Annotated in this window: 12 protein-coding genes and 8 pseudogenes; 10 read left to right on the top strand and 10 right to left on the bottom strand. The window is 59.1% G+C overall.

The features are described 5' to 3' along the window. Window positions 1–1,083: 1,083 nt before the first annotated feature. A complete protein-coding gene (locus tag OVA00_RS09055; RefSeq protein WP_268088655.1) occupies window positions 1,084–1,215 on the top strand; it encodes a hypothetical protein in 132 nt (43 codons plus the stop codon). A gap of 232 nt (window positions 1,216–1,447) precedes the next feature. On the opposite strand, the pseudogene OVA00_RS39995 reads toward OVA00_RS09055, so the two are convergent. The 3 genes and pseudogenes from OVA00_RS39995 to istA (OVA00_RS09045) form a co-directional block, all read right to left on the bottom strand. Continuing rightward, a pseudogene (locus OVA00_RS39995) lies at window positions 1,448–1,628 on the bottom strand (integrase); the annotation flags it as partial. 200 nt (window positions 1,629–1,828) lie between these two features. Then, the gene (gene istB / locus OVA00_RS09050) at window positions 1,829–2,641 is read right to left on the bottom strand and encodes an IS21-like element helper ATPase IstB (protein ID WP_268088654.1); all 813 of its coding nucleotides are present in this window, start codon (window positions 2,639–2,641) and stop codon (window positions 1,829–1,831) included. Beyond that, window positions 2,638–4,161 carry an IS21 family transposase gene (gene istA, locus OVA00_RS09045; RefSeq protein WP_442780475.1) on the bottom strand — a complete coding sequence of 508 codons (1,524 nt, stop codon included), beginning with the start codon at window positions 4,159–4,161 and terminating at the stop codon, window positions 2,638–2,640. The genes istB (OVA00_RS09050) and istA (OVA00_RS09045) overlap by 4 nt, the downstream gene beginning before the upstream one ends. Before the next feature lie 550 nt (window positions 4,162–4,711). Here istA (OVA00_RS09045) and repC point away from each other — a divergent pair. The 7 genes and pseudogenes from repC (at window position 4,712) to OVA00_RS09010 (ending at window position 11,266) form a co-directional block, all read left to right on the top strand. Continuing rightward, window positions 4,712–5,179: a replication initiation protein RepC gene (repC, locus tag OVA00_RS09040; protein ID WP_268088652.1), complete on the top strand. Its 468-nt coding sequence runs from the start codon at window positions 4,712–4,714 to the stop codon at window positions 5,177–5,179. Between the two features lie 715 nt (window positions 5,180–5,894). Further along, window positions 5,895–6,080 carry a hypothetical protein gene (locus tag OVA00_RS09035; protein ID WP_268088651.1) on the top strand — a complete coding sequence of 62 codons (186 nt, stop codon included), beginning with the start codon at window positions 5,895–5,897 and terminating at the stop codon, window positions 6,078–6,080. Between the two features lie 233 nt (window positions 6,081–6,313). Next, window positions 6,314–7,846 carry an IS21 family transposase gene (istA, locus tag OVA00_RS09030; RefSeq protein WP_268088650.1) on the top strand — a complete coding sequence of 511 codons (1,533 nt, stop codon included), beginning with the start codon at window positions 6,314–6,316 and terminating at the stop codon, window positions 7,844–7,846. Then, the gene (gene istB, locus OVA00_RS09025) at window positions 7,836–8,630 is read left to right on the top strand and encodes an IS21-like element helper ATPase IstB (protein ID WP_268088649.1); all 795 of its coding nucleotides are present in this window, start codon (window positions 7,836–7,838) and stop codon (window positions 8,628–8,630) included. The genes istA (OVA00_RS09030) and istB (OVA00_RS09025) overlap by 11 nt, the downstream gene beginning before the upstream one ends. Before the next feature lie 76 nt (window positions 8,631–8,706). Further along, window positions 8,707–8,913 (top strand): annotated as a pseudogene (locus OVA00_RS09020) (transposase); the annotation flags it as partial. Between the two features lie 585 nt (window positions 8,914–9,498). Then, a pseudogene (locus OVA00_RS09015) lies at window positions 9,499–9,975 on the top strand (helix-turn-helix domain-containing protein); the annotation flags it as partial. A gap of 53 nt (window positions 9,976–10,028) precedes the next feature. Continuing rightward, window positions 10,029–11,266: pseudogene (locus tag OVA00_RS09010) on the top strand (IS256 family transposase). Between the two features lie 130 nt (window positions 11,267–11,396). Here OVA00_RS09010 and OVA00_RS09005 read toward each other — a convergent pair. From OVA00_RS09005 to OVA00_RS08990, 4 genes and pseudogenes are all read right to left on the bottom strand, one after another. Then, window positions 11,397–11,525: a hypothetical protein gene (locus OVA00_RS09005; RefSeq protein WP_268088648.1), complete on the bottom strand. Its 129-nt coding sequence runs from the start codon at window positions 11,523–11,525 to the stop codon at window positions 11,397–11,399. Then, window positions 11,522–12,295: an IS21-like element helper ATPase IstB gene (gene istB / locus OVA00_RS09000; protein ID WP_268088647.1), complete on the bottom strand. Its 774-nt coding sequence runs from the start codon at window positions 12,293–12,295 to the stop codon at window positions 11,522–11,524. Before istB (OVA00_RS09000) ends, OVA00_RS09005 begins: the two co-directional genes overlap by 4 nt. After that, window positions 12,288–13,787 carry an IS21 family transposase gene (gene istA, locus OVA00_RS08995; RefSeq protein WP_268088646.1) on the bottom strand — a complete coding sequence of 500 codons (1,500 nt, stop codon included), beginning with the start codon at window positions 13,785–13,787 and terminating at the stop codon, window positions 12,288–12,290. Before istA (OVA00_RS08995) ends, istB (OVA00_RS09000) begins: the two co-directional genes overlap by 8 nt. A gap of 884 nt (window positions 13,788–14,671) precedes the next feature. Further along, window positions 14,672–15,876 (bottom strand): annotated as a pseudogene (locus OVA00_RS08990) (IS256 family transposase). 47 nt (window positions 15,877–15,923) lie between these two features. Between OVA00_RS08990 and OVA00_RS08985 the strand changes: the two are divergent. Next, window positions 15,924–16,208: pseudogene (locus OVA00_RS08985) on the top strand (transposase domain-containing protein); the annotation flags it as partial. 154 nt (window positions 16,209–16,362) lie between these two features. On the opposite strand, the pseudogene OVA00_RS08980 reads toward OVA00_RS08985, so the two are convergent. After that, window positions 16,363–16,467: pseudogene (locus tag OVA00_RS08980) on the bottom strand (IS3 family transposase); the annotation flags it as partial. A gap of 66 nt (window positions 16,468–16,533) precedes the next feature. Between OVA00_RS08980 and OVA00_RS08975 the strand changes: the two are divergent. Further along, a protein-coding gene (locus OVA00_RS08975; RefSeq protein ID WP_112977085.1) for an IS3 family transposase occupies window positions 16,534–17,723 on the top strand; the annotation gives its coding sequence in 2 pieces (ribosomal slippage) (window positions 16,534–16,783 and window positions 16,783–17,723; 1,191 coding nt in all). Between the two features lie 11 nt (window positions 17,724–17,734). Here OVA00_RS08975 and OVA00_RS08970 read toward each other — a convergent pair. Further along, window positions 17,735–18,766, bottom strand: a pseudogene (locus OVA00_RS08970) (IS3 family transposase); the annotation flags it as partial. A 21-nt stretch (window positions 18,767–18,787) separates the two neighbouring features. Beyond that, window positions 18,788–19,024 carry a transposase gene (locus OVA00_RS08965; protein WP_268088645.1) on the bottom strand — a complete coding sequence of 79 codons (237 nt, stop codon included), beginning with the start codon at window positions 19,022–19,024 and terminating at the stop codon, window positions 18,788–18,790. Window positions 19,025–19,035: the final 11 nt, after the last annotated feature.

Raw genomic sequence — 19,035 nt, 5'->3', positions numbered from 1 at the left:
CATTTCCCAACGTACGAAATAGCATGTAGTCATGAACTTAATTGGGAGCTCCCAACACACGGATAAAAGTGCGTGACGTGGAGCATTGGGTCCAGCCTTCCTGGAAGTCAGATGCTGACGAAAGTGCGTTGCCCCTAGGTTCGCTGCGCATGCCGACACATCAGTCTTACAACTCGCGCAGAGCCCATTAGGATGGATGCCGGGCCCCTACATCTGTCCCCGAAGCCCAGCACTCAATCTAAGTCATCAATGCTGGCTGAATCTACACGTTCCCAAGTTGCCGAATAGGGCACTACTGGCCGCCTTTATTACAAAATCAAATCGTCTATCTTCGCTCGCAGCTGCACCACGTCGGCTCATGGAAGCCTGCTCCGACGCCGCCAGGATAAATCGGTTTGGAGTCCCGAAGGGTTGTGAGCAGCATCGCGCCGAAACCAGCCGGGCATGCCATCGCGTAGCCAACCACCGTGAACACCTCGCGCTGGACGCATTTGGACTGATCCAGTTGCCTATGCCCCCGCGTCGAAAGGCACAGCCCTGATGTTCACAGACGATGCCTTCCCGCCCCATGTTGCAGGCGTGAACCAGCAATTCTGACGGTTCCGAAACTCTGACACGCGAACGAGCCCTCCATCGCCCCTATCATCCGACGCAATTGTTGTATCAGCCGCAAACTTACGTTCGACCTTTCGATCGCGATGCAAAGCTATACCAGCTCAGCGCTAACGGTGGCAATTCGCCGCGATCAGGCAAAAGCGCTCGGCATAGATGGCGTTAGAGGGACAGGCTGATCGGTTGTGGTGTAGGCGCCCGCTAATTGGTTTTCCCCCTGGTCAATCCTGCGAAACACAGCTTCGTTGATCCAGCGCGCAAACGCCTGCACGGGCCAGACGATGCGTTCCTCGTCATCTTGGTGTCTAAAAAGGACCATTTGGTATTTTTTCCAAACTGATAAATTTCAATCAATCTGACGCGCACTGCCGATCTAGAAAGAACTCGCGGGAGATGAGGCCAAGGCATAAGCATTTGGCTTCGCTTTCGCGTGTCATCACACAAAACTCTGCTAGAAGAGGAAAATGAAGTATGAAAAAGTTTCTCCTTTTGACTACCGCCTTCTTCACAATTTCGGCTGCCGCCGCCAATGTTGCGCTCGCTGGGGAAGAGGTCTGCATTGAATCTGGCAACGCACAGGTATGCCTCATCTACCCAGAGTAATCTGCGTTCAAGTATCCAGAATAGATAAGCCTTCCAACAAAACACAGTTCCCCTTCTTCGAGGAAGGGGGGCTGGCAATCGTGCCCGTTCATTGAACAAGTCAGGCAGTCCTTCCGCCGAAGACCCTGCCTCATTGTTCTCTTTCATCTGCGATCGACAAGCTGCTGCAACACGACCGCCCTCGGTCGAACCTGGCGATTGCTGGATTAACGCTTGCTAAGCAATACCAGTTGACCAAACGCGCCGCTCGTCCTGGTCCTCGCTCCGCATCGTTGTAGAACGGGCCGCGTGCGTCGCCGATTTGTGCGGCGAAAACTGCACGCTTCCGACGAAGTTGTGCCACGGTTGGCCGCCTCGGTCAGGTAGCCTGATCGCGGTCCATGCACAGAAAACAGTGTTGGGTCGAGCCTGGCCGACCAAAGGTCGCAGACTGGTGTATCCCCATTGGTCAAGAGCGAAACACAGTACCGCCTTGATCTCAGCTTCCCACGTCTCAACATCACCACCGGTCGGCCTGAGTTATAGCGCGACATCGCAGATGACATAGCGAGCGACATCGCTGGTGACTGATTCTACGGCCACATTTAGGTAGTGACTGATCCGTTTCTTTTGATCAAGAGCGATGTCGCTGATCGATGTCGCTGGCGCTGGTGGCCACTGTCGCTGAGTGCCGTTGCTCTGTGGCTGTTCGGCGTCGGAAGCTTTCGACATTCATCTCGAAGATGGTTGCATGGTGCACGAGCCTGTCGATGGCGGCGATGGTCATGGCTTTGTCGGGAAAGAGGCTATCCCAGGCTCCAAATGGCCGGTTTGCTGTAATCATGATGGATCGCCGTTCGTACCTGGCGGCAATGAGCTCGAACAGCACACTGGTCTCGGCTTGGTCCTTGTGAACGTAGGACAGGTCATCAAGGATGAGCAGATCGAATTTGTCGAGCTTGTCGATGGCGGCTGTCAATGCGAGTTCCTGCCGGGCCGTCTGGAGTTTTTGAACGAGATCGATGGTTCTCGTGAACAAAACCCGCAAGCCTTTTTCGACGAGAGCAGCACCGAGGGCCGCACTCAAGTGGGTCTTGCCTGATCCTGGCGGTCCAAACATAAGGATCGTGCCGCCTTTGGCGAGCCAGGCATCGCCTGCTGCCAGCGCCATGACATGAGCCTTTGAGATCATGGGAACGGCTGCGAAGTCGAAGCTGTCGAGGGTTTTTCCGGCTGGTAGCCGGGCCTCGGCGAGATGACGCTGGATGCGCCGTTGCACGCGCTCGGCCATCTCCAATTCGCAAAGCGTGGCCAACAGCCGTGCGGCCGGCCAGCCTTCGCGGTCGGCCCGTTGAGTGAGTTCAGACCAGAGGCGTGCGAAGGTGGGAAGCCGCAAGTTCGCCAGCATGAGCGGCAGTTTTGCGACATCGACGGATGAGGTGTTCATTGCATTGCTCCTGCTGTGAGAAGGCGGTCATAGTCGGCTGCTGTGGGCAGCACGACCTCGATGTCGGGGACGCTATTGCCGGCGACATCGAAGCGGGATTGCAAGGCGGCCAGATCGGGCAGCTTCCTTGCGTCGAGGATCATCTCCAATGCCAATGCGAGTTCGGCTTCGCATGCGCAGGAATGGGCAAGCCAGAGAAGGCCGACCATGGTTTTGCAGGCGGTGCGCTGATCGAGCCTCTTGTTCATGGCCTGCCAGGTCCGGGCAAAGGCGGCACGGGGAAACAACTGGTCGCGGTAAACGAGATTGGCCAGCGCTTGCGGCTTACGGCGAAGGCTGTGAATGACATGGCGGTAATCGACGACATGTGCGTGTTGGCCGCTCTTGCCACTGGACGGTGGACGTCCGCGCGGCAGGGTAAAGGCATGGCTGGATGCGAGATAACATTCCAGGCGATCGTCGTAGAGCCGGACCCGCAGGCGGTGGCCGATATAGGTGGAGGGGGCGGTATAGAAGACCCTGCGCAAGGTGAAGCCGCCAGACGACGTCACCACAACGACGGCATCATCGTAATCGGTGGTCTTGCGTTGCGGTAACGCCCTGAGATGATCCATCTCGACGGCCAGTTCCTGTCGGCGCAAGGCATTATGCCTGCTGATCTGCTCGGCGACGAAGCGGCGGTAGTCGTCGAGCGTGGCGAAGTCGGCCGAGCCGCGCAACAGCAACGCTTGTTCGAGCCTGTCCTTCAAATGACCATTGCGGCTTTCAATGCTGCCGTTTTCGTGGGCGACGCCGCGGTTGTTGCGGGTCGGCGTCATCTGGTAATGGGCGCAAAGTGCCTCGTAACGCCGGGTCAGGTCCTCTTGCGTCTCGTCGGCACGGTTGGTGAAAGCCGCCGACAACGAATCGCTGCGGTGCTCAATCGGACAAGCACCCAGGCTCCACAATGCGTTCTGCAGGCCGCTGGCCAGAGCAGTAAAACTCTCGCCGCCCAGAACGACTTCACCGTGTTCCCAGCCGCTGTAAACCAGAACGAAGTGGTACAGCCGATGGTCAAGTGGCACGCCGGCAATGGTCACGCCCAGCGACCGGCAGTCGGTAAAGTCCGACATGCCCTGGCGACCGGGTGGATGGTTCTGGCGGAAGATCACTTCCTGTTGCGGCCCATGGGCGGCTTTCCATTCCCGCACGCGCCGCTCAAGAGTGCGCCGTGCCGCTGTCAGCTCGCGCTCGGGGTAGCGCAGGCAAAGGTCACGCAGAATGGTCACCGGACGCAAGTTCGGCGCGCGCTCGAGAAGCGGAACCACCTCGCTTTCCCAGAGATCGGTGAAAGGATCGGGCAGGCCGCAGCCGTGGCCGCGTTGCGCCTTTTTCTCGGAGGGAAGGCGCGGGTCTTTGTCGAGCCGAAAGGCGGTGCTGGCGCTAAAGCCAGACATCGCCGCGGCGGTTTCCCGAGGATGTTTTTTGTTCAATCTCATATACAGTCTCGCTTGCTGATCCGTGATCGGTTTGCCTGGCATCCAGGTCCTCTTCCTCGCAGTTGAAGATCCAGGACTTAAGGCAATCGTCGCGGCCGAAGGCGCGGAAAAATCCGCGCCGCGCGGGGCCAACCTACGGACGGGCTACGCCCATCCTCCGGTCGGCCCCGCGCGTCACCAGCGATGTCGCTGAGTAGTCAAGTGCGATGTCGCGCAGCACTGAGTGCCTTGCCATCAAAGCCGCCCCTCGGACCGAGCCTACGAGTGAGGCGCGACAAACTCGTTAGCCGACGGCGAACGGTCACTGGAGCATGCGGCCCGTCGGCTACCGAACGCAGGCGTTTTCGCGCAGTGAAAGAAGCCCTGTCGATCTGCCGACGCGACGTTCGAAACCTATTAAGTGCAACGATCGGACAGGGGGCTGCCGGCGATTGGGGACGCATCGAAGGGAAGTTTGTCGAGCAGAGCGGACGTACTCCACGCACCCCGACGGTCGCAGATATCGAATCGATCCTCGACGAAAAGCAAATGTTGCGTGACGAGATCATCAACCGGCTGGAAACTCGGGAAAATTCCGAAAGCATGGATAGCAATGCTGTCCAAAACGGATGCCACGTCAAGAATTCAATTGCCCAATCCATCCATAAACTTGAACCAATCTCTCGAAAAGAGCAGGGGCGAACTCGAGCCCAGAGATTCGGCCGATGCGGGAGCCATTATAGGCGTTTTGGGCATGGTGCTCCAAGCCTGCCCGCAGATCGTCGACTACGGGCCAAACGGTGCGATCAAGACCTGGTGCGACTTGCTGTCGGCAGCCGTCGTGGTTCGAAAGATACTCGGCGACCCTCCAAGTGCTTACGATGATGCCTGCAGCATTCTCAGGGCGGAGAATGCCGCAGCCGTCATGGCATGTATTCTCGAAAGGGCAGGGCACATCAATTCGGCCCGGGGCTATCTGCCGGATTTGACGCGCAAGGCTGAGCGCGGCGAATTTTCGCTCGAACCAATGCTCATGACGCTGATGCGGACGAGTTCCGGGCCAAGAATGGGGAGTGCCTAAGTACGCTCCAAGGATACGTTATTTTTTCCGTTATGTCGTCGAACGTTTCAAGGTGGTCAACATCATCGAAGGGCATCGCGGCATCGATAACCTGTTTTCATCGATTGATGCGGACGAATAGCACCTGACGCCTCCACTGACCTGATAGCCAATCGTCACGTGAGCAGCAGATTCCAACGACTGGTCGTAGGCGCCGCGGAGACGTTCGGAACTTTCGGGAGGGGAGGGGAGGCACCGGTGGAACCTTCCATTTCACTGTTAGGGCCCTCGTCTTCAGATGAGGTGTACAGATAAATACGTATCAGAAACTGATCTATTATGCGCGTGTTTTATAGATTGACTCGAGGCCCTACAGACGAGAAACCTCGTCCCAGGCGACCAAGACTGCATATGCGCCATCAAACACGCGTCAGCGAGCCGCTGTGGCGGAAACACTGGTGGTGACAATCTCAGAGATGGCCCGTGACCAACAACCTCGCCGGCAGGCGCGAGAAACATGAATCCGAGGAAGAGCAGAGGGACGTACGGCAGCCGTTGGCCGTCAGAGTCAGCTAAAGGGAGTTACGTGGTGATCAATCTCCTCAACGCCTTTTGTACATTCCCTCAGGTCAATCTCGAATGCAGGAACCGCACTTGATATCCAAGAGGGCCGGTACCTTGTTGGACAAATTCGCACTTTGTCAGACACGAGGCCGCCACGGGAAAGCACAGTAGAATGGCAGAACAGCCGCAAGAGCTGCGGGACGGCCACCCCCTGACCTCAAACTCGGCTTTTAACTTGTCGGATTTTGATTTTAACCCGCAGTTCGTTGGGGAACGTTTGACCCACAACGGACCCTTTCTAGTCGGCGCTGAAAAACCTCCCAACGCCCTGGAATTAGGGGATTCCCATCTGTTTTGAAGTATTGGAAACTGCCGGAAATCGTCGGTGATGTAGCTGATTTCTGGTGTTTTTGGTATGCGGCCAACTCGTCCCTCTTCCGGTAGAAATGATCTTTTTCGCGACCGTCTGGACGCGATCGGTTGGTTTCCGCGCGGAACTGAGCCGGTTAGGCGCATAATTTCCATTGAGAATTGAGCCATGTGAACCTTCCCCTCAACGCGGTGAGCGACGGGGGCAACGGAGTGATCCACATGGGACTTTTAAACATCATCCGTCGGATGGCACTGCGCGAGAAGCTGTCGGTTCGCGAGATCAGCCGACGAACCGGATTGTCGCGCAACACGATCGCGAAGTACTTGAGCGCTGGCACGATCGAACCGAAGTTCGCGATACCAGAGCGACCAAGCAAGCTCGATCCTTTTGCCGATAAACTGGCCGGCTGGCTGAAGACCGAGGCCGGGAAGTCGCGCAAGCAGCGTCGAACGTTGAAGCAGGTTCACGCCGATCTGGTGGCTCTTGGCTTTGCCGGCTCTTATGGCCGGGTGGCCGCTTTCGCCCGTGATTGGCGGGCTGATCGGCAGCGTGAGCAGCAGACGACGGGCCGCGGCATATTCGTTCCGCTGTCTTTCCGCCCAGGTGAGGCATTCCAGTTCGATTGGAGCGAGGACTATGCCGTCATAGGCGGAGAGCGCGTGAAGCTTCAGGTCGCGCACATCAAGCTGTCGCACAGCCGTGCTTTTCTGCTCAGAGCCTACTTACTGCAGACGCATGAGATGCTGTTCGATGCCCACTGGCACGGCTTCCGGGTGTTCGGCGGCGTGCCTGGTCGCGGCATCTATGACAACATGAAGACGGCGGTCGATCGCGTGGGACGGGGCAAGGAGCGGCAGGTCAACATCCGCTTCCTGGCGATGACGAACCACTACGTCTTCGAACCCGAGTTCTGCAATCCGGCGGCAGGCTGGGAGAAGGGTCCGGTCGAGAAGAACGTCCAGGATGCCCGTCCACGGCTGTGGCAACAGATGCCGGACTTCCCAGATTTGGCGGCATTGAATGCCTGGCTGGAACAGCATTGCCAGAACCTGTGGCGGGAGACATCGCACGGCACCTTGCCTGGCACGATCGCCGACATTTGGGTCGCAGAGCAGGCCGCGTTGATGGCGTTGCCTAGCGCTTTTGACGGCTTCGTCGAGCAAAGCAAACGCGTCTCACCGACATGCCTCATTACCTTCGAACGGAACCGCTACAGTGTGCCTGCATCCTTTGCGAACCGGCCCGTCAGCCTGCGGATTTACCCTGAGCGGCTGGTCGTTGTGGCCGAGGGCAATATCCTATGCGAACATGCGCGGGTCATTGAGCGCAGCCACGACAAACCGCCGCGAACGATTTACGACTGGCGGCATTACCTTGCGGTCATCCAGCGCAAGCCCGGTGCCTTGCGCAATGGTGCGCCCTTCCTGGAATTGCCGTTGGCCTTTCGGCAATTCCAGGACCAGATGCTTCGCCGCCCTGGCGGTGACCGTGAGATGGTCGATATCCTCGCGCTTGTGCTTCATCACGACGAACAGGTCGTCGTCAGGGCTGTGGAACTGGCTCTGGATGCGGGCGTGGCGACCAAGACGCACGTGCTGAATCTTCTGCACCGGCTGATCGACGGCAAGACGACCGACGGCCCGGACATCGATACGCCACAGGCGCTGACCTTGCTGCGTGAACCCAAGGCCAATGTCGAACGCTACGACGGCTTGCGCGTCCGGATCGTAGGAGGTCGCCATGCGTCATGATCCTGCCAGCGCGACCGTCGTCATCATGCTGCGCAGCCTGAAGATGTATGGCATGGCCCAGGCCGTCACGGACCTGATCGAGCAAGGGGCTCCGGCCTTCAACGCGGCCGTGCCGGTCCTGTCCCAGTTGCTGAAAGCCGAAATGGCCGAGCGCGAGGTTCGATCCATCGCCTATCACATGAAGGCTGCCCGCTTCCCGGCCTACAAGGACCTCTCCGGCTTCGACTTCGCCGCCAGCGAGATCAACGAAGCGACCGTGCGCCAGTTGCACCGATGCGAGTTCATGGACGGAGCGCAGAATATCGTGCTCGTCGGCGGGCCGGGCACAGGCAAAACACATGTCGCGACAGCACTCGGCATTCAGGCGATCGAGCATCATCGCCGAAAGGTCCGCTTCTTCTCGACCATCGAATTGGTCAACGCGCTCGAGCAGGAAAAGGCCAAGGGCAAGGCGGGCCAGATCGCAGAGACGTTGGTCAGGCTCGACGTGCTGATCCTGGACGAGTTGGGATACCTGCCGTTCAGCGCCTCCGGCGGCGCATTACTCTTCCACCTGCTGAGCAAGCTCTACGAGCGGACCAGCGTGGTGATCACCACCAACCTCAGCTTCAGCGAATGGGCCACGGTCTTCGGCGACGCCAAGATGACGACCGCTCTCCTCGATCGTCTGACCCATCGTTGTCACATCCTGGAAACCGGCAACGACAGCTTCCGCTTCAAAGCCAGCTCGGCCGCTGCGGCCCAGAAGAGAGGAGAAAAAGCCAATCCCTTGACCAAACCCTGATCAGAAAACCATACTCAGAGGTGGCTCACTTCTCGGTGGAAAAACCGGCTCAGTTCCGCGCGGAAACCAACACGCGATCATCAACCCGCGCCACGCGCTGGTGCGATTGTCTGGCGTGATCCCATGGGCACGATTTGACGAGGCGTTCGGAGGGTTCTATCGGCCGGTCGGCCGCCCCGCCAAGCCGACGCGGCTGATGGTCGGGCTGCATTACCTGAAGCATGTCCACGACTTGTGTGACGAGGAGACGGTCGAGCGCTGGGTGGAGAATCCGTATTGGCGTGTGCCTTGAGCCGGCGTTGTGTGTGTGCCGGCGCAACTGTGTTGAAGATGGGAGTGGGCCTCCCGGAGCCGACCTGCAGGGGCTGGCTTCAAACCACTCCATGCTGCTGCGCTCAAGAGGCGTGGTGGTGAGCGATGGAGAAAAGGCGGCGCGCGACGCCGTCAGGTGTGTGACGAGAAGATGAGCGAAAGCGAACCGCTGACGACATATCGAAATGGGTTCAGACGCTGTCAAAACGGGCGTGGGTTAGTGGCGCCCGGAAGAGCATGGACGGCACCTGTTTACGGGCCATGCGGCAGCCGGTGTATAGGCGGCATGATCTCGCCACAGGCTTCAGCACGGAACAAGGGAACCTGGCATGGGATGCCAAGGGAAATCCGCAAGTGGCCCAAACCATGAGGGAGAATACCGAAGCCCATGTCAGGGGCGGAGTGACCCGTAGTAGTGATGAAACGTCTGTAATGGACGCGGAGCGAAGGGGGCACGTCGCCCGGTCCGGGATTATGCGTCAACCGGTGTCAAGCGAATCGAAGAATTGACCCCCTGGAGGTGCGGACGAATTCTTGGACTAACAGGAGATAGTTCATGTATTCGTACGAAGACCGCATGAGAGCTGTGCAGCTCTACATCAAGCTTGGCAGACGCGTGAAGGCCACGATCCGTCAGTTGGGCTATCCGACGAAGAATGCTCTCAAGCAATGGTGCCGCGAGTACGAACGCGGTCCCGGCTTGTCGGCAGGTTATGTTCGCACCAAACGACGGTATTCGGATGAGCAGAAGCCGATTGCCGTTGAGCACTATCTGAGCCACGGCCGTTGCATAGCATGGACCATCAAGGCGCTTGGTTACCCTTGCCGTGGAAAGCTCTCGGCTTGGATCGACGAATATGAACCCGATGGCAGGCGCCGAGTTTTCAGCAGCAACGCAACCGCTACTCCGAGATCGGAGCAACAGAAGCGAACGGCCGTGATCGATTTGTGCTCTCGGCGGGAGAGTGCCCGCTCGGTGGCTCAGAAGGTAGGCGTGAGCCGGCAGACGTTGTACGACTGGAAGAACCGGGAGTGTCAGGAATTCTGTGCGGTGGGCCATGATGATGAAAAGGAGCGAATCATCACATGGCTATCGAAAAAGAACTTCTGGACCAACTTCTTGCTGGTCGTGATCCATCCGATGTTTTCGGCAAGGACGGCTTGCTGGATGACCTGAAGAAGGCACTGTCGGAGCGTATTCTCAACGCCGAGCTTGATGAACATCTCGCCGTCGATCGCAGCGAAGGACCGTCGGGCAATCGGCGGAATGGATCTTCGAAAAAGACGGTGCTGACCGGTACCTCGAAGATGACGTTGACCATCCCGCGCGACCGGGCCGGTACGTTCGACCCGCAGCTGATCGCCAAATATCAGCGCCGCTTTCCCGATTTCGATGATAAGATCATTTCCATGTACGCGCGCGGCATGACGGTGCGGGAAATCCAGGGCCACCTCGAAGAAATCTACGGTATCGACGTGTCGCCGGACCTGATCTCGGCGGTGACCGACCAGGTTCTGGAGGCCGTTGGCGAGTGGCAAAACCGCCCGCTCGAGCTGTGCTATCCCCTCGTGTTCTTCGATGCCATCCGGGTCAAGATCCGGGACGAAGGCTTCGTTCGCAACAAGGCCGTTTATGTCGCGCTCGCAGTTCTGGCGGACGGCACAAAGGAAATCCTCGGGCTCTGGATCGAGCAGACCGAAGGGGCAAAGTTCTGGTTGCGCGTGATGAATGAGCTGAAAAGCCGTGGCTGCCAGGACATCCTGATCGCCGTGGTCGATGGCCTGAAGGGCTTTCCCGAAGCCATTACGGTACCGTCTTCCCTCAGACGATCGTCCAGACCTGCATCGTCCACCTGATCCGGCATTCTCTGGAGTTCGTGTCCTACAAGGATCGCAAACCCGTCGTACCGGCGTTGAGAGCCATCTATCGTGCTCGAGATGCCGAGGCTGGAATGAAGGCGCTGGAGGCTTTCGAGGAAGGGTATTGGGGCCAGAAATACCCTGCCATCTCTCAAAGCTGGCGGCGCAATTGGGAACACGTTGTTCCCTTCTTCGCCTTCCCAGAGGGCGTCCGCCGCATCATCTACACGACGAACGCCATCGAGGCGTTGAACTCGAAACTTCGTCGGGCAGTGCGCTCGCGCGGCCATTTCCCGGGTGACGAAGCCGCGATGAAGCTGTTATATCTGGTCCTCAACAATGCGGCCGAGCAGTGGAAGCGCGCGCCGAGGGAGTGGATGTTAACGGCTGTGAGAAAGCGCGCAAAAATGGCGCCGAGGATTGGGGAATGGGAAAGCGGCCTTAGAGGCCGCTTTTCGTTTTGACGGGTTGAATGGGATCGTGACGCTGGAGTAACGAGCGTGGCCGCTTTTACCGTTCTGGTTTGGAAGGGGGCTGATCGTCAGGGGCGTGTTGGTGGCGGACAAACTCCTGGATGTGGGGAGCGTAACGGCTTCAGATGCAGTCTCGCAGATCGTCGAGGAGTTCGAAGACGGCGCCTGCCTGCTCGGGTGTCCATTCGGCATCGACGATGAACTGGATCCCCCGCCCGAGACCGGACGGCTGATGAGGATTTCTGGTCATGCTGTGGGCTCCTTTTCGTCGGCGGCGTGGCTGGTGCGTTGTTGACGCTGCGCCTTCGAGCGTTCAGTGGCTTCCTTGAAGCGGTAAGAATCGCCGTCGATGGCGATGACCTCGCAATGGTGCAAAAGGCGATCGACCAGACTGACGACGCAGGCGGCATTCGGAAAGACCTCCGACCATTGCGCGAAGGGCTTATTGGTGGTGACGATGGTCGAGCGTTTCTCGTATCGGCGGCTGATGAGATCGAACAGCAGATCGGCATGACGGTTGGAATAGGAGAGATATCCGACCTCGTCGATGACCAGGACATCGGGCGCCGCATAGTACTGCAGCTTTCGGCGCAGCATGGAATCGCTGTCGATGGCGGCGAGTTCTCCGAGCATTTCGCTGGCGGTGCGCAAGAGGACCGAATGTCCGGCGACCAGCGCCTGGTAGGCGACGTTAAGAGCGAGCGTGGATTTGCCGACGCCGTTAGGGCCGATAAAGACGATGTTGGCGGCCTCCTTCACGAAGGACAGCGTCATCAGCTCCTCGATGGCGGTGCGATCGATACGACGCGGCCATTTCCAGTCGTAATCGGCCAGTTGCCTGAAGTGGCCAAGCCTGGCGGCGCGCATGCGTCGCCGCAATGAGCGGTCGGAGCGCTCTTCTTCCTCCCATTGAAGCACGGCGGCCAGCCACGGCGCGTCGGCGATTTCGTCCCAGTGGGCGATCAGGCCATTGAGGCGCAGCGCCCTGGCGCGGTTGAACAGGATGCCGGGATTATTCATCGTCGTTGCCTGCGGATGTGAGTTGATCGTAACGGTCGAGCTTGTGGGGCTGTACGACCGTATCCTTTTTGCGGACATGCTCTGGCAGCCTTGTTTCGACCGGCGGTGGAGCGCCACGCGCGATCCGGCGGCGTTCGAGCACGGCACGAACCGATCTCGAATGAGAGGCTCCGGCCTGCAAGGCATCTTCGACGGCGGCCTGGAGTTCGGCGGCGCCGTAGAGGTCGAGCAGTTTGAGCATGGCATTGGTGATCGCGCCGATATTGGCGCCGCGCTCGGCGGCCCGGATCATCAGTTCCTGGCAGGCCGGCACGGCGTGCGTCAGACTGTTGAGGCCGCGATGCTGGCGCGCTTGGCGCTTGACGGCAACGAGCGCCTTGAGGTGCCGGGGGTCTTCGATCTGCTGGCCCCGGTCGTAGCTGCGGCGGTGGCTGGCGATCATCGTGGCGGCATCGAATATCCTGACCTGGGCGAGATCGGCGCGCACGGTGAGCGTGCGCCGGACATGCGTATGGGGAACCGAGTAATCGTTCAGGTCGAAGCGGACATAGGGTGTCTTTGCGACCTTCGCGGCGATCTGCTCCTCGATCGGGTACGGGTTGGTGGGCAATGGCAGAAGCATGGGCTGCTCCTGTGCAAACACCTGACGAACCGTCATCGCCCGATCCTCGGGGCATGGCCGGTCGGCGGCCTGGTTGCGGCACCATTGTTCGGCCTGGGCATTCAGATCGTCGAGGTCCTTGAACTTGCGAGCGATGAAGAAGGCCTCCCGGATGTGGCGAATGGCGCGCTCGACGCGGCCCTTTTCGTTGCCCCGCGCCACGGCGACGGGACGGGGCTCGAAGCGATAATGGCCCGCGAAGGCCAGAAGTGTCGGATGGAAGCGGATGGCATCGCCCTGACGCTCAAGCACAGCGCTCTTAAGGTTGTCGTAGAGCAGCACCCTGGGCAAACCATTCCAGGCGCTGAACGCACCGGCGTGGCCGCGCAGGAAGTTTTCCATGCGGGCATCAAGAAAGAAGCGCAGATAGAGGTCGCGCGAGTAGGACAGCACCATAACGAAGGCCATCAGCGGGCGGCGAGCCTTGCCGATTTCGATGTGACCAAAATGCGCCCAGTCGACCTGGCCTTGCTCGCCCGGCAGGGTGCGCAGACGCAGGAACGCTTCCGCCGCCTTGCGCGGACGGTGGAGCGCGATCATATGCCGGAAGTGGGAGGGCGAGCCCTTGTAGCCGCGCTCCTGCACCATCCCGTACAGGCGACTGGCGGTCAGGTCTGGATATGTCGCAAGCGTCCGCTGGATGAACGGCAGATATTGGTCGATCTCGGCGGGACGTATCACCGGCCTGTGGCGGGGCAGACCGGCTTCCTTCAGAACCCGGAAGACCGTCGTATGGTGGCAATGCAATTGCGTTGCGATCGTTCCACAGCGCCACCTCTCAACGTGGTACAGGCGCAGGATCATCGCTTCCTTCTCGGCGGATATGGTCATCGGTTGGGTCTCCATAATCGTGTTGACGGACATAGCCCCCTCGGCGGCGCACGAAGCCGCCGCGCAAGAACGGCGGCAGCCGACACCTGCAGCGCCGGCAGCACGGCGCCGGAGGGATCGATGGCACCGCTTCAGCGCTGACGTCGTCCAGTGCGACGGTGCCCTCGATCAGGGGCACGGTCAGTCGTGAACCATCCGGCAGACAAGGTGGAGACTGATGCGTCACGTTGTTTTTGCAGCGCTGGCGATATCGGCGGGAGCGGTCGGCGTGGGCAAAGCGGCCCCGGCGGCTGTTCTGGTAGCGCCGCCCCGCCGCACGCAGACTGTCACGGCGGGCTTCATGGACGCATTCAGAACCGCAGAAGCGCTGACCCCGATCGCAATGCCGGCAAAGCAAGACCTGTGAGCGGCAACGTGCGCAGAGAAAGAAACGACCGGTTTGCATTGCGACGGCGAACCTCTCGGAACGCCGTCGGGATTGCGGGGAAAAGCTCGACGGAATGCGCCAATGCCATTATGCTGGCGCACACCGTGAACCAGTCGGCAGTCGTGCCCGGGGACCTGCAAGTCCCCGCACACGGGCCGTTGGGATAGGACATCGAGTTACGTGGTAGTGGGTCGATGTCTGTTTGCGGCGCTCCGCACATGTAGCATGCGCGGACGCAGCGCGGGATGCGCCTCAGTCGCCCTGCGGGCTCCTGTCGACGCATCCCGCGCTCTCATCCCCAACCAAATCAGATCATCAGCGTCATTCAGCACCACGCCGAGCCGAATTCCGCATCAATTCCCTCTCGGCGCCATCTATCCGCGCGTCTTAACCGCCATCGACATGAAGTCGTGGCTGGTGGGGAGTGTCAGGAATTCTGTGCGGTGGGCCGGTTTCATCAGTTGAAGAACCGCTCGCCGAAGATGACGGCGAACTGTGTCTTTGCCTCGATCCACTCCCTCGGCGCGCGCTTCCACTGCTCGGCCGCATTGTTGAGGACCAGATATAACAGCTTCATCGCGGCTTCGTCACCCGGGAAATGGCCGCGCGAGCGCACTGCCCGACGAAGTTTCGAGTTCAACGCCTCGATGGCGTTCGTCGTGTAGATGATGCGGCGGACGCCCTCTGGGAAGGCGAAGAAGGGAACAACGTGTTCCCAATTGCGCCGCCAGCTTTGAGAGATGGCAGGGTATTTCTGGCCCCAATACCCTTCCTCGAAAGCCTCCAGCGCCTTCATTCCAGCCTCGGCATCTCGAGCACGATAGATGGCTCTCAACGCCGGTACGACGGGTTTGCGATCCTTGTAGGACACGAACTCCAGAGAATGCCGGATCAGGTGGACGATGCAGGTCTGGACGATCGTCTGAGGGAAGACGGTACCGTAATGGCTTCGGGAAAGCCCTTCAGGCCATCGACCACGGCGATCAGGATGTCCTGGCAGCCACGGCTTTTCAGCTCATTCATCACGCGCAACCAGAACTTTGCCCCTTCGGTCTGCTCGATCCAGAGCCCGAGGATTTCCTTTGTGCCGTCCGCCAGAACTGCGAGCGCGACATAAACGGCCTTGTTGCGAACGAAGCCTTCGTCCCGGATCTTGACCCGGATGGCATCGAAGAACACGAGGGGATAGCACAGCTCGAGCGGGCGGTTTTGCCACTCGCCAACGGCCTCCAGAACCTGGTCGGTCACCGCCGAGATCAGGTCCGGCGACACGTCGATACCGTAGATTTCTTCGAGGTGGCCCTGGATTTCCCGCACCGTCATGCCGCGCGCGTACATGGAAATGATCTTATCATCGAAATCGGGAAAGCGGCGCTGATATTTGGCGATCAGCTGCGGGTCGAACGTACCGGCCCGGTCGCGCGGGATGGTCAACGTCATCTTCGAGGTACCGGTCAGCACCGTCTTTTTCGAAGATCCATTCCGCCGATTGCCCGACGGTCCTTCGCTGCGATCGACGGCGAGATGTTCATCAAGCTCGGCGTTGAGAATACGCTCCGACAGTGCCTTCTTCAGGTCATCCAGCAAGCCGTCCTTGCCGAAAACATCGGATGGATCACGACCAGCAAGAAGTTGGTCCAGAAGTTCTTTTTCGATAGCCATGTGATGATTCGCTCCTTTTCATCATCATGGCCCACCGCACAGAATTCCTGACACTCCCCGACGGCCACGTCGATATCGACTCCAACCTCGTGGAAAACGCGATCCGCCGACCGGCCATGAACCGCCGCAATGCCCTCTTTGCGGGGCACGATGAAGGGGGCCGCAACTGGGCCCGGTTTGCCAGCCTGATCGGCACGTGTAAAATGAACGGCGTTGAGCCCTACGCCTATCTGTGCGACCTCTTCACCCGCCTCGCAAACGGCCACCTCGCCAAAGACATCGATGCCCTGATGCCATGGGCCTATGCCGCCCGCATCAACGCCTCACAATGAGCTCGTCAGATACTATCCGGTGAGCTCACATCCGGCCATCAGGCAGCACTACCAAATAGCTGAAACTGAAAAATCAATGGGGCGTAGACGGCGCATACGGTCAATCTCAACTCGATCATCCTGAATAGCCCCGAGTTTCGTAGACACCCTCGGGTTAGATTTTCTGCTGCTTCTCGAACTCGACGGGTGACAGCATCCCGTTCCTGACGTGTTTGCGTTTCGGGTTGTAGAACATTTCGATGTAGTCGAACACGTCCTGGCTGACCTTGCCCCGTTGAAATAATCCATTTTGAAGTAAGCTCTGGCCCATTGAGAGGACCAGGGAATGAAGCGCAACCGTTTCACAGACGAACAGATCATCGTCATTTTGAAGGAGCACGAGGCTGGCACGCCCGTCTCGGAGCTTTGCCGCAAGCACGGCGTCAGCGATGCCAGCATCTATAAATGGAAGGCCAAATTCGGCGGCATGGACGTATCCGAAGCCAAGCGGCTGAAGACGCTGGAAGACGAGAACACGAAGCTGAAACGGCTCCTGGCAGATGCGATGCTCGACAATGCGGCCTTGAAAGACCTTTTGGGAAAGAAGTGGTGACGCCCGCAGCAAGGCGGAAAGCTGTCGCTCATCTGATGGATCACCACCAGATGAGCGAACGGCGGGCGTGTAAAGCCATCGGCTTTTGCCGGATGATGATCCGTTACGAAACCAGGCGCAGCGATGACCATGACCTTCGCGAGCGGATGAAGGCGCTGGCGCATGAACGCCGCCGCTTTGGATATCGACGCCTTCATGTGCTGCTCAGGCGTGAGGGTCACCTTGTGAACCACAAGCGGCTCTTCCGGCTCTATCGGGAAGAGAAGCTGACGGTGCGCAAGCGCGGCGGTCGGAAACGAGCGATAGGCACACGAGCACCGATGCTGATCCCGCTTGCCGCCAATGATCGCTGGTCACTGGACTTCGTGTCGGATCAACTCACCGATGGCCGCAGGTTCCGGATTCTGACGGTCGTCGACGATTGCACCAGGGAATGCCTGGCTCTCGTCGCCGACACGTCGCTCTCCGGCCTGCGGGTCGCCCGTGAGCTGGATCGGATCATCGAGGGACGAGGCAAGCCGAAGATGATCGTCAGCGACAATGGCAGTGAGTTCACCAGTAACGCGATCCTGCAATGGACGGATCGGAGCAAGGCGGATTGGCACTACATCGCGCCGGGCAAGCCGATCCAGAACGCCTTCATCGAAAGCTTCAATGGGCGGCTGCGCGACGAGCTCTTGAATGAGACGCTCTTCTCGTCACTGGCCCATGCTCGATCGGCGCTTTCAAACTGGCGCAGCGATTACAACGATCATCGACCACACTCTGGACTCGGCTGGATGACACCTGCCGAGTTCGCTCAGACAATCAACCCGCGACGTGATGCGGTGCTGCGCAGCCGGAATGGCTCCGCACCGCAACCCGCCGCTACCGCCCCCAATACAGCAACCCAAAACCGCTGGAGCAAACTCAAAACTGGATAAAACTTGGGGGCAAGGTCATGGCGAGCTTCATCGCGTGAACGGTAGACCCTGCGACGTATCCTCTCTCGCTTCAGAAGATTGAAGAAGCTCTCGGCCACCGCATTGTCATGGCAGTTGCCGCGTCGGCTCATCGAGTGAACCAGATTGTGGTGCCTGAGGAACGAGGCCCAGTCCATGCTGGTGAATTGCGAGCCCTGATCGGAGTGGATCAGCACTTTGTCCTTCGGTTTGCGTCGCCACACCGCCATGAGCAGAGCCTGCAATACGACGTCCGTGGTTTGGCGGCTCTGCATCGCCCAGCCGATGACCCGGCGGGAATAGAGGTCGATGACGACGGCCAAATAAGCAAAACCTTCGCAGGTCCGGATATAGGTGATGTCCGTGACCCAGGCCTTGTCCGGAGCCGCTACGTCAAACTGCCGGTCGAGCGTGTTGTCGATAGCGACGGCAGGCCTGCCGCCATAGATGCCGGGACGGCGTTTGTAGCCAATCTGCGCCTTGATCCCGGCGAGACGGGTCAGACGCGCAACCCGGTTCGGGCAGCATATCTCGCCCTGATCGAGAAGGTCGTCGTGCAGCTTGCGATAACCGTAGACCTTCCCGCTCTCTTCCCATGCCTTCAGGAGCAGATCGGTCTGTCGTTTGTCCTCGTTGGCTCGCCTGCTCAGCGGGTTCTTCAGCCAGGTGTAAAATCCACTGGGATGAACCCGCAGAAGGCGGCACATCGTCCGCACCGAAAACTGCAAGCGATGCAGAGCAATGAACGCGTACTTCACTTTGCATCCCTGGCGAAATACGCGGTACTTTTTTTTTAGGATATCTCGCTCCTCGCTAACGCGAGCCAGTTCCTTCTTTAGCCGCCTGATCTCCTCGGTCTCGTCGTTGCCCTTGGCGTTCGACGCAGCAAACTTCTTCTTCCATTCGTAGAGCGAATGCTGGCTGACGCCGAGACGCTGCGAAACCTCGGCAACCGGATAGCCTCGCTCCGTGATCTGGCGCACCGCGTCACGCTTAAACTCTTCGCTGAAATTCGATTTGCTCATGATGCTCTTCTTGCCTCAAAATTAGGAAAGAAGGCGTCTACAAATCTCGGTGCTATTCATCCCAGATGGTCCCTGACGGCCTCCACCGCGCTCGGTCTGCAGGGCATTCATGTCCACGGGAACAAACACCGCATTCGCAGACGGCGACAACTGGCCCTTCTTCTTCAGCTCACTGCGCCAGGTGTAAATCTGCTGTCGTGTCACATCGTGTCGCTGCGCAACATCGATTCCGACAAAAGCTTCTCTATAATCAGACATGGCTCGTCCTC

The sequence above is a fragment of the Ensifer sp. SL37 genome (assembly GCF_026672675.1).
Classification (GTDB): Bacteria; Pseudomonadota; Alphaproteobacteria; order Rhizobiales; family Rhizobiaceae; genus Ensifer; species Ensifer adhaerens.
This window is presented reverse-complemented; position numbering and strand designations above follow the sequence as displayed.